The sequence below is a fragment of the Winogradskyella ouciana genome, assembly GCF_965284585.1.
Taxonomy (GTDB): domain Bacteria; phylum Bacteroidota; class Bacteroidia; order Flavobacteriales; family Flavobacteriaceae; genus Winogradskyella; species Winogradskyella ouciana.
Genome location: NZ_OZ260095.1, coordinates 863,037 through 875,062, shown reverse-complemented (window position 1 = coordinate 875,062; position 12,026 = coordinate 863,037). Strand labels below are relative to the sequence as shown.

Annotated in this window: 8 protein-coding genes; all 8 read left to right on the top strand. The window is 34.9% G+C overall.

Annotation, left to right across the window (positions count from 1 at the left end):
* Positions 1-76 precede the first annotated feature (76 nt).
* Positions 77-1,870 carry an excinuclease ABC subunit UvrC gene (uvrC, locus tag ACQ65V_RS03950; protein ID WP_430466958.1) on the top strand — a complete coding sequence of 598 codons (1,794 nt, stop codon included), beginning with the start codon at positions 77-79 and terminating at the stop codon, positions 1,868-1,870.
* A 75-nt stretch (positions 1,871-1,945) separates the two neighbouring features.
* Positions 1,946-4,141 (top strand): patatin-like phospholipase family protein, encoded by a 2,196-nt coding sequence (locus ACQ65V_RS03945; protein ID WP_430466957.1) that lies wholly within the window; start codon positions 1,946-1,948, stop codon positions 4,139-4,141.
* 265 nt (positions 4,142-4,406) lie between these two features.
* Positions 4,407-5,567: a homogentisate 1,2-dioxygenase gene (locus tag ACQ65V_RS03940; protein ID WP_430466956.1), complete on the top strand. Its 1,161-nt coding sequence runs from the start codon at positions 4,407-4,409 to the stop codon at positions 5,565-5,567.
* 119 nt (positions 5,568-5,686) lie between these two features.
* Positions 5,687-6,847, top strand: coding sequence for a 4-hydroxyphenylpyruvate dioxygenase (gene hppD, locus ACQ65V_RS03935; RefSeq protein WP_155088079.1), 1,161 nt, complete (start codon positions 5,687-5,689; stop codon positions 6,845-6,847).
* A 369-nt stretch (positions 6,848-7,216) separates the two neighbouring features.
* A complete protein-coding gene (locus tag ACQ65V_RS03930; protein ID WP_430466955.1) occupies positions 7,217-8,011 on the top strand; it encodes a DUF3108 domain-containing protein in 795 nt (264 codons plus the stop codon).
* Positions 8,012-8,014: 3 nt separating this feature from the next.
* Positions 8,015-8,947 carry a tryptophan 2,3-dioxygenase family protein gene (locus tag ACQ65V_RS03925; protein WP_430466954.1) on the top strand — a complete coding sequence of 311 codons (933 nt, stop codon included), beginning with the start codon at positions 8,015-8,017 and terminating at the stop codon, positions 8,945-8,947.
* Between the two features lie 12 nt (positions 8,948-8,959).
* Positions 8,960-10,279 (top strand): peptidoglycan DD-metalloendopeptidase family protein, encoded by a 1,320-nt coding sequence (locus ACQ65V_RS03920; RefSeq protein WP_430466953.1) that lies wholly within the window; start codon positions 8,960-8,962, stop codon positions 10,277-10,279.
* Positions 10,279-11,925 carry a glucose-6-phosphate isomerase gene (gene pgi / locus ACQ65V_RS03915; RefSeq protein ID WP_430466952.1) on the top strand — a complete coding sequence of 549 codons (1,647 nt, stop codon included), beginning with the start codon at positions 10,279-10,281 and terminating at the stop codon, positions 11,923-11,925. Before ACQ65V_RS03920 ends, pgi begins: the two co-directional genes overlap by 1 nt.
* Positions 11,926-12,026: the final 101 nt, after the last annotated feature.

Below are 12,026 nucleotides of genomic sequence, written 5' to 3'. Positions count from 1 at the left end.
TAAAAAGTGGCGCAAGATAGTGATAAAGTCTATTGAATTTGCACAATTATTTTTACGAATTCTTACCTTTGATTCAATGCCAAAAACTGCCTTAGATATTCAGATAAAAACGCTTCCACACCAACCAGGTGTGTACCAATATTTTGATGCCGATGATAAATTAATTTATGTTGGTAAAGCTAAGGATATAAAAAAGCGGGTGAGCAGTTATTTTACGAAGCATCACGATTATGGTAAAACACGTGTATTGGTTAAAAATATAGCGTCGATAAAACATATTGTTGTAGAAACTGAAAATGATGCCTTGCTGTTAGAGAATAATCTTATAAAAAAGTATCAGCCAAAGTATAATGTGATGCTTAAGGATGATAAATCCTACCCTTGGATTTGTATCAAAAACGAACGCTTCCCTAGGATATTCCCAACGCGTAGAGTAATAAAAGATGGATCTGAATATTTTGGGCCATACACCAGCATGAAAACCGTAAGAACGCTTTTAGACCTAATCAAAGGCTTATACCAATTACGGACTTGTAACTATGATTTATCCGAAGCTAAAATTGAAGCAGGAAAATACAAGGTTTGCTTAGAGTATCACCTCGGAAACTGCAAAGGCCCATGTGAAGGCTTAGAAACGGAGGAAGAATATCATTCTAATATCACAGCTATTAGAGAAATCTTAAAAGGGAACTTTAAAGACTCGCTACAACAGTTTAGAAAACAGATGAAGCGACACGCGGAAGCCATGCAATTTGAAGATGCCCAAAAGATTAAAGAAAAGCTAGAAATTTTAGAAAACTATCAGGCTAAATCAACAATTGTGAACCCTAAGATTAGTAATGTTGACGTGTTTTCTATTGTAAGTGATGAAACCTATGCTTTTGTTAACTTTTTACAATTAAGTTATGGCTCTATTATAAGGTCACATACACTTGAGCTGAAGAAAAAGCTTCAGGAATCAGACAAAGAACTTTTAGAGTTAGCAATTACTGAGATAAGACAACGGTTCAATTCAAATTCTAAGGAAATTTACGTGCCGTTTAAGATTGACTTAGGTGAAGAGGTGAAAGTAACAGTTCCAAAGCTTGGGGACAAAAAGAGCATTGTGGATTTATCTAAACGTAATGCGATGTATTACAGAATGGATAAATTGAAGCAAATAAAAATTGTAGATCCAGATCGTCATGCCAACAGAATTATGGCACAAATGAAAGCCGATTTACGGTTGTCGGAAGAGCCAAGACATATCGAATGTTTTGATAACTCTAACATGCAAGGAACAAATCCTGTGGCTGCTTGTGTAGTGTTTAAAAATGGAAAGCCGAGCAAAAAGGATTATCGTCATTTTAATATAAAAACGGTTGAAGGGCCAGATGATTTTGCGTCTATGGAAGAAGTCGTATATAGACGCTACAAAAGATTACTTGAAGAAGATCAACCATTACCACAGCTCATTATCATTGATGGTGGCAAAGGGCAATTGTCCTCGGCATTAAAAAGTTTAGATGCGCTTGGATTGCGAGGTAAAATAGCAATCATCGGAATTGCTAAACGTTTAGAAGAATTATTCTATCCAGATGATCCAATTCCATTATATTTAGACAAGAAAAGCGAAACGTTAAAAATCATACAACAATTACGTAATGAAGCACACCGTTTTGGTATAGAACACCATAGAAATAGAAGAAGTAAAAGTGCATTGACCACTGAACTAGAAAATATTCCTGGAGTAGGCGAGCAGACCATTATAGATTTAATGAAGCGTTTTAAAACCGTAAAACGAATTGCCAATGCGAAATTGGATGAACTTGAAGCGGTAATCGGAGTAGCTAGAGCAAATAAAGTGTATAATTATTACCATAAAGAATAAATTCATTTGAAATTATCACCCACATATAGACAAAGGATTAATAAGTTAAATCTTGTTTTGTTCTTATTTTTTCTAGTGTATAACTTAAACAGCATACATGCCCAAGAGGATGAACAGCCAAAAGTAGGTCTGGTTTTAAGTGGTGGTGGAGCTAAAGGGTTTGCGCACATTGGAGCATTAAAGGTTATTGACAGTTTGGGTATAAAGATTGATTATATCTCAGGTACAAGCATGGGAGCCATTATAGGTTCTTTGTACGCTACAGGTTATTCTGGTAAACAGCTAGAGAGTTTGTTTAATACTATCGATTTTGATGAATTGATAAATGATAAATTTCCCAGAGCATCAAAACCTTTTTACGAACGCGATAATTCAGAAAAATATGCTGTTAGTCTCCCGTTTGATAGGTTCAATATAAGTTTACCGTCTGCATTATCTCGTGGTCAAAATGTATATAACTTACTGTACCAAATGATGCTTCCTGTAAACAACGTAAGAGACTTTGAGAATTTACCAATTCCTTTTTTTTGCATTGCTACAAATATAGAGACAGGAGAATCCATAATTATGGATAAAGGGAATTTAGCTGAAGCCGTAACTGCAAGTGGTGCGCTTCCGTCTCTGTTTCAACCTGTCATAATTGATGATAAAATATTGATAGATGGAGGAGTTACCAATAATTTTCCTGTTGAAGAGTTAAGGGCTAAAGGTATGGATATTATTATCGGTGTAGATGTTCAAGATGCACTTAAGGATAGGGAGTCTTTAAAATCAGCACCAGAGATTTTACTTCAGATTAATAATTTTCGCACTATTAACGCGATGAAGAAAAAAGCTAGTCTGACCGATATCTACATAAAACCAGATATAGCTGAATTTTCTGTTGTTTCGTTTAGCGAAGGGGAAGATATTATTGCTAATGGTGAGGCAGCAGCTAGAGCTAATATTGCAGAATTGCTAAAGGTAAAAAAACAGCAAAGCACTTATTCAGAAAAACCAAAGCTTCAACTTTTAGATAGCATTAAAATCAACTCTATAAATTTTACTGGAAATGAAAGATATACAAGAGCGTATCTTTTGGGGAAACTCAAGTTTAAGGATAATGAAAAGATAAGTTATAATGATTTTAAAGAAGGTGTAAATAACCTCATAGCAACCAACAACTTTAACACATTCAGATACTATTTAGAACCCTCTTCAAATAACAATGGGTATAACTTAATGGGAGAAATTAGAGAGTCAGAAGTCTCTACCTTTTTAAGATTAGGCGTTCATTACGATGGGCTGTATAAAAGTGCAGCTTTGGCCAACATTACAAAAAAAAGATTACTGTTTAATAATGATATAGCGTCCTTAGATATTATTCTTGGCGATAATTCTAGATATAACTTCGATTATTTCATCGACAAAGGGTTTTATATCAGTATAGGTGTTAAGTCGCGTTACAATAGTTTTAATAAAAACATAAATCCATTACTTGCTTTAGAAGAGGATTCTCCTTTGTTAACCGGACTGAACAAAATTGACGTAGAACTCACGGATTTCACCAATCAAATTTACTTACAGACCATTTTTAGAAAAGACTTTGCGTTAAGAGCAGGTGCAGAGTATAAACGCCTTAAGATAACTTCTGAAACGATTATAGATAATAATCAAGAAGATGAATTTACTTTTGAAAACACAGATTATTTTAGTGTCTATGGTAATTTAATTTTTGACGACTATGACAATTTTAATTTTCCTAAAAGCGGATTTTATTTTAATGGGGATTTTCATTTATATCTCAATGCGTCAGATTTTAACACCGATTTTCAGCAGTTTTCAATAGCCAAAGCCAATATAGGATATGCATTTAGCTTTACAGATCAACTCGCCCTAAAAACAGAAACGAGTGGTGGCTTTAAAATTGGAGATAACTCCACAACAACTTTAGGTTTTGGTTTAGGTGGCTATGGCAAAAATTTCATCAACAATTTTCAATCCTTTTATGGCTACGATTATTTAGCCTTATCGGGTGATAGTTTTGTAAAAGCAACCTTTACTTTGGATTACGAAATTTTTAAAAAGCATCATATCCTCTTAGCGGCTAATTACGCCAATATAGAAGACGGGATTTTTGAAACAGGCGAATGGATTACAGCGCCTGATTATAGTGGGTATGCTCTGGGTTATTCTTTAGAAACGTTTCTCGGACCTTTGGAAGGGAAATATACATACTCACCAGAAACAGGCGATGGTTATTGGTTCTTTAATCTTGGGTTTTGGTTTTAAGTTAAAAAATTATCAACTTTGTAACTCATATGAAACCATTCTGGGCAAACATAAAACTACACTTACACTTTCTTATAAAAAGGAACCCAGAATAGTATTTGTCTCATCCTGAACGGATACGCTAAACTTTTCTGCACTGAGTGAGCAGAGTCGAAGTCTTATTTCAGGATATCTTTAATTTAGTTTTCATTTTTTGTACCTTTAAACGTTGCTGGTTTATACCAAATCAACGAATAAACAACTCAACAATTAAACAGGATTACAAATGCCATTTTATCATAAATTAGGAAAAATTCCACCAAAACGCCATACACAGTTCAAAAAACCAGATGGTAGTTTTTACTATGAGCAATTGTTTGGTACCATAGGTTTCGACGGAATGTCAACCAACAGCTACCATGAACAGCGACCAACTCAAGTAAAAGAAATAAAGAAACAGTATAGTGTCGCACCAAAAGTAGCCAAAGCCAATAATATGCAATCCTATCGTTTTCATGGATTTAAGATAAAGCCCGAAAACGATTATTTAGATAGCAGAAAGACTGTCTTAACCAACAGCGATTGTAGCATTATACTCGCAGCACCAAAAAAATCCACAAAGGATTATTTTTATAAAAACACAGATGCTGACGAGCTTATTTTTGTCCATAAAGGCACAGGTAAACTAAGGACACATCTCGGTAATTTAGATTTTAAATACGGAGATTATCTGTTGGTGCCAAGAGGCATTATTTATAAAATAGATTTTGATACAGAAGACAATCGCTTATTTATTGTAGAAAGTAGAAGACCAATCTACACACCTAAGCGTTATCGTAACTGGTTTGGGCAATTATTGGAGCATTCACCATTTTGTGAGCGCGATTTACGCCAGCCGCAAGAACTGGAGACCTATAATGAATCTGGTGAGTTTTTAATCAAGATAAAAAAGCAAGATGACATATTTGATATGGTCTATGCTTCGCATCCTTTTGATGTAGTGGGTTACGATGGGTACAATTATCCCTATGCGTTTTCAATTCACGATTTCGAACCGATAACGGGACGAGTACATCAACCACCACCAGTGCATCAAACTTTTGAAACCGATGCTTTTGTGGTGTGTAGTTTTGTACCACGTCTATATGATTATCATCCTTTAGCTGTACCAGCACCATACAACCATAGTAATATAGATAGTGATGAGGTGTTGTATTATGTAGATGGCGATTTTATGAGCAGGAATGATATTGACAAAGGCCATATTTCATTACATCCTGCAGGTATTCCTCACGGACCACATCCAGGAGCAATGGAGCGCAGTATTGGTAAGGTGAAAACAGATGAACTGGCAGTAATGGTAGATACGTTTAAGCCTTTAAAAGTAACAGAAGAGGCATTAAAAATTGCTGATGGAGATTATTATAAGTCTTGGGTGAGTCCCTAAATCTCCAAAGGGGACTTTTTAAGTTATCGAAAAATAAAAACATGATATTAATTTAAAACTCAAAATCTGTCCAATTTTGAGTTCCTTCCCTCTGGGAAGGTTAGGATGGGCTTTTTAACATGAGTAAAGAAATAAAATCCGTTGATTACGGTCTAGAAAAAATATTCGAAGGAGCGCAAGATTTTCTTCCGCTTCTAGGAACAGATTATGTGGAATTCTATGTAGGTAATGCAAAGCAAGCGGCACATTTTTATAAGACTGCGTTTGGTTTTCAGTCTTATGCTTACAAAGGATTGGAAACAGGAAGCAAAGACACGGTGTCTTATGTTTTAAAACAAGACAAAATCAGACTGGTGCTTACGACGCCTTTAAGCTCTGAGAACCCAATAAACGATCATATAGTTAAACATGGTGATGGAGTTAAAGTGGTAGCACTTTGGGTAGATGATGCACGCAAATCTTACGAAGAAACCACAAAACGTGGAGCCAAGTCCTATATGGAGCCAAAAGTTGAAACAGACGAATTTGGAGAAGTGGTGAGAGCTGGCATCTACACGTACGGTGAAACCGTACACATGTTTGTAGAACGCAAAAATTACAATGGTGTATTTATGCCTGGTTTTATGAAATGGGAGTCTGACTACAACCCAGAACCAGTAGGTTTAAAGTACATAGACCATATGGTCGGGAATGTAGGTTGGGGAGAAATGAATACTTGGGTAAAATGGTATGAGGATGTGATGGGATTCGTAAACTTCCTATCATTTGATGATAAGCAAATCCATACCGAATACTCTGCACTGATGAGTAAAGTAATGAGTAATGGTAACGGAAGAATAAAATTCCCAATTAACGAACCAGCAGAAGGGAAAAAGCGTTCTCAGATTGAAGAATATTTAGATTTTTATGAAGGACCAGGTGTGCAACATATTGCAGTGGCCACTGACGATATCATAACAACCGTTTCTCAATTGCGTGCCAGAGGAGTTGAATTTTTATCCATTCCACCAGAAGAGTATTATAGAGCCGTACCAGGACGATTGGAAGAATTCAGCCATGAACTCAGAGAGGATATCGAAACCTTAAAAGGCCTTGGCATTATGATAGATGCTGACGAAGAAGGTTATTTACTTCAGATTTTCACAAAACCAGTAGAGGATAGGCCAACCTTGTTCTTTGAGATTATTCAACGTATGGGAGCTCGTGGCTTTGGCGCAGGTAATTTTAAGGCTTTGTTTGAGTCTATTGAAAGAGAACAGGCTAAGAGAGGTACTTTATAAAAAAAGCAAAGCGCGTTTAACTCCCTACTGATAAACGCGCTTATAAAAACCAACTCTAAATTCTAATTGTACATCAAGTTTAAAATAGATGTACTTTGGTTTGCTCTACTCTAGCATCGAAAAACTTTAAAAATGTGAGCATTAATCGAAGATATTTTTAAATAGACTATAGTTTTTGCTTGTGTTTCAGGGTTTTAATAGATTTGGAACAGTAATTGTAATTAAGATAATTGTAACATAAAAATTGCGTTACATTATTTAAATTTACAAACTGGAGATTATGACACGAGCATGTTAAAAGTTTATCGGTTTATAGAAGTATAAATTGCGAACTGTATGTGACCGTCAAATTTCACTAGACAAAAACACATGAAATATATATTTACCATACTAGTTTTTCTTATCGGACTTAAGGCGCCAAGCATACAGAGTGAACCTGCTTTTCAATCTGGTGAGTGGTTTAAATTTAGAATGAGCTACAGTGGCTGGTTTAAAGCTGGTGAGGCGACATTAAAAGTTGATGAGAAAAAATTAAACGGAAAGTCCGTTTTTCATGTTGTGGGTAAAGGAAAGACCACAGGTCTTGCCAATGCTTTTTTTAAAGTAAGAGATAGGTACGAAAGCTACTTTGATAAGGAAACAGGTGCACCATATAAATTTATTAGGAAAATTGACGAAGGTGGCCACACAAAAGACATAGAGATTGATTTTATTCACGAAGAGCAAAAAGCTATTGTCAATAACAAGAAGCATAAAAAGATAAAGACTATTTCAACAGAAAAAGATGTGCAGGACATGGTGTCCATGTACTATTATCTAAGAAACAGCATTGATATTTCTTCATTAAGTATTGGAGACGAAATAAAAACCAATATGTTTTTTGATGAAGAGAATTATGGTTTTAAGCTTAAATATTTGGGTAAAGAAACAATAAAGGTTGATGTTAATGGTTCTAAAGTTAGAGTTAAAACCTTAAAATTTAGACCTTACGTAATGGCAGGTAGAGTATTTAAGGAAGAAGAGAGTTTGACCTTGTGGGTGAGTGCTGATAAGAATAAAATTCCATTAAAGATAAAAGCAGACTTGGCCGTAGGATCACTACGTGCCGATTTAGTACAGTTTAAAGGGTTAAAACATACTTTCCCAATAGTATTAGATAATTAATTTATGCCAGACCAACCTAACTACGACGAGATTATTAAAGCGCTTCAAGAGAAGTACACCAAAATAGACCAAGATACAGATGACCATTTATACGGCTTGCTTTATAGCAAGCCGATTACATATTGGGATTATATACAAACTGATGCACTGTTAAATCTTCAGATTCAACGTACTACATTACCAGATGAGATGGTTTTTATTGCCTATCATCAAATCAACGAGCTTATTTTTAAAATGATACTTTGGGAAATTTCCCAAGTGGCCGAAAAGGAAAATCTAGACGTGGTCTTTTTTGAGAATAAAATCATGCGTATTAGTCGTTATTTTGATATGCTCACAACTTCCTTTAATATCATGGGAGAAGGCATGGAAGTAGAGCAGTACATGAAATTTAGATATACCTTGACTCCCGCAAGTGGATTTCAGAGTGCGCAGTACAGGTTAATAGAGTTTGCATCTACCGAATTGATAAATCTAATTGATTATAGGTTTAGAAAAGATATTGATAGAAATACACCATTTACACACGCATTTGAACATCTATATTGGCAAGCTGCAGGAAAAGACCATAAAACAGGAAAAAAATCAACGCTTTTAATTAATTTTGAAAAGCGTTACAAAGACGAGTTCTTAAGATTTATGGAAACGTATAACACTAAAAATCTTTGGACACGTTTTAAAGAGTTGCCAGTTGAAGACCAAAAAGATAAGGACTTGGTAAAGGCAATGCGCCATTTTGACTATACGGTTAACGTTACTTGGGTAATGGCACATTATAACACAGCCAAGCACTACATAGATAGTGCCTTGGGTGACGGAGAAGCCACTGGTGGTAGTGACTGGAAAAAATACATGCATCCAAAATATCAAAGACGTATTTTTTTTCCAGATCTATGGACTGAAGAAGAATTAGAAAATTGGGGAAATAATATATAATTAGCATACTTAATGCAGTTGAAACAATTAATAGCAATAATCGTAGTTTCCGTGTTTGTTTTTGCTTGTAAAGAAGACAATTCAGCGGAAGAAACTTACAATAAAGAGATAGCCGAAATAGCCGAAGAGGAAAAAATTCTTGAATTTGGTTTTGATCTAAAACAGTTCGAGTTTAAAAGAGATACCGTAAAAAAAGGAGATACTTTTGGTATTATTTTAGAGCGAAATAATGTGGGTTACCCTGAAATTTACCAAATAGCCGAAAAAGCAAAAGACACTTTTGATATTGCCACCAAGCTTCAAGTTGGTAAACCTTATACCTTATTATTTTCTAAAGAGAATGCCAATGATAGTATTCAAAAACCAACAACTTTTATCTATCAGCAAAATCTAGAGGATTATGTGGTTATAGATTTTAAAGATTCCATTCAGGCCTATACAAGCACAAAGCCCATAACCTATGTCGAAAAAACAGCAACAGGCGTCATAGAAAATAATATTTCCCAAACTTTAGAAGAAAAAGGATTAAGTCAAATGCTGGCATTTAAAATGGCTGATGATATCTACGCATGGACCATAGATTTTAGACGTCTACAACCAGGAGACCGATTTAAGGTAATTTATACGGATAAGTATATAAACGATAGTATATATGCAGGTGTTCATGATGTGAAAGCGGCATATTTTGAGCATAATGGAGATTCCCTCTACGCTTTTCGGTTTCAAACAGATTCTATAAAAGGTATTGTTGACTACTTTAACGAAGATGCCAAAAATTTACGTAGAGCATTTTTAAAAATGCCGGTTAAGTTTGGTAGATTATCTTCTCGATATAATTTAAATAGAAGAATAGCCTATTATGGTTACAAAGTTAGGCCACATAAAGGTACTGACTTTGCGGCATCGGTAGGCACACCAATTATGGCCACTGCAAATGGAACGGTCATAGAATCTACAAGACGAGGAGGTAACGGTAAGTATGTGAAGATTAGGCATAACGACACGTACACCACCCAATATTTACACATGAGTAAACAAGCGGTAAAAAAAGGACAATTTGTAAAACAAGGAGATATAATTGGATATGTTGGTATGACCGGTAATACAGGTGGTCCTCATGTATGTTATCGCTTTTGGAAAAATGGGAAACAAGTCGACCCTTTTAAACAAAAATTGCCAGAAGCAAAACCAATTTCAGATAGTTTAAAAGTGAAATACCTAGACTACATAAAGCCAATAAAACAGCAATTAGACAATATCTTTTTCTTGGAAGGCGAGCCTAAAGATATTGAAAATACAATCACCGAAGATCAAATTACAGACATTCAATAATGGCATTGAAATCCACAAATCCGACCCAAACAGAATCCTGGAAAAAATTAGAAGAGCATTTTAAAACGATTAAGTCCAAACACCTAAGAGAGCTTTTTGCGGTAGACCCAAACAGAGCAAATGATTTAACTGTAAAGTGGGATGATTTTTATGTTGATTTTTCAAAAAATAGAATTACAAGCGAGACTCTAGATTTATTGTTGCAATTGGCTGATGATGTTAATTTAAAAGACGCTATTTCAAAATATTTTGAAGGGGATATCATCAACGCCACGGAAGGTAGGGCGGTTTTGCATACGGCATTAAGAGCAACAAAAGATACTGAGGTATTTGTTGATGGCGCTAATGTTATCCCAGAAGTTTTTGAGGTAAAACAGAAAATAAAAACTTTCACAGATTCGGTAGTCAACGGAACGCATAAAGGTTATACAGGTAAGGAAATAACAGATGTTGTTAATATAGGTATTGGTGGTTCTGATCTTGGACCTGCTATGGTTGTAGATTCACTTCAGTTTTATAAAAACCAACTCAACACACATTTTGTTAGTAATGTAGATGGTGACCACCATAAAGAACTCATTAAAAATCTGAACCCTGAAACAACACTTTTTGTGATAGTTTCAAAAACCTTTACTACCCAAGAAACCTTATCCAATGCCAATTCCATTCGATCCTGGTTTTTAGAAAATCAGCCAGAAGAAGCAGTTTCCAAACATTTTGTTGCCGTATCTACCAATATAGAAAGTGTAAAAGCATTTGGTATTGATGAGGCCAATATCTTTCCAATGAAAGATTGGGTGGGAGGACGTTTTTCGCTATGGAGTGCAGTTGGGTTATCAATTAGTTTAGCACTAGGTTACAAAAATTTTGAAAGTCTGCTGATAGGGGCCCATAAAATGGATGAGCACTTTAGGACTTCAGATTTTAAAAGCAATATTCCTGTTATTTCGGCATTATTAACTGTATGGTACAATAACTTTTTTAATGCAGAAAGTGAAGCCATTATTCCTTACACACAATATTTAAATCAATTTGCTACTTACTTACAGCAAGGTATTATGGAAAGCAATGGTAAAAGTGTAGATAGGGACGGAAATACTGTTGATTATCAGACTGGAACAATAATTTGGGGAGAACCAGGTACAAACTCTCAACATGCCTTTTTTCAATTGATTCACCAAGGTACTAAATTGATTCCTGCAGATTTTATAGGTTTTGTAGAATCGCTTCATGGAAATAAAGACCATCACGATAAGTTAATGTCTAACTATTTTGCACAGACAGAAGCCTTAATGAATGGTAAAACAAAAGATGACGTTTTATCAGAGTTGCAAGGGCAATCACTTACCAACGAACAAATCAATAAGCTATTTCCTTTCAAAGTTTTTGAAGGCAATAAACCAACAACGTCAATACTGGTTCAAAAATTAACACCAGAAAGCTTAGGAAAACTCATTGCATTCTACGAACACAAAATATTTGTTCAAGGCATAATTTGGAACATATATAGCTATGATCAATTTGGTGTTGAATTGGGCAAACAACTGGCAAAATCTATACTTAGTGAGCTAAATGAAGAATCGAATTCTTTAAAACATGATTCTTCGACTCAAAACCTAGTGGCTTTTTATAAAGAAAAACGTTAAAAACTGTTAAAAACTTTCTGAAAATTTAATTATGCACGCATAAAAATTGCGAAAAGTATAATTAAATTGTGCTGTTAAAATTCTTAACATTTAGGTAATAT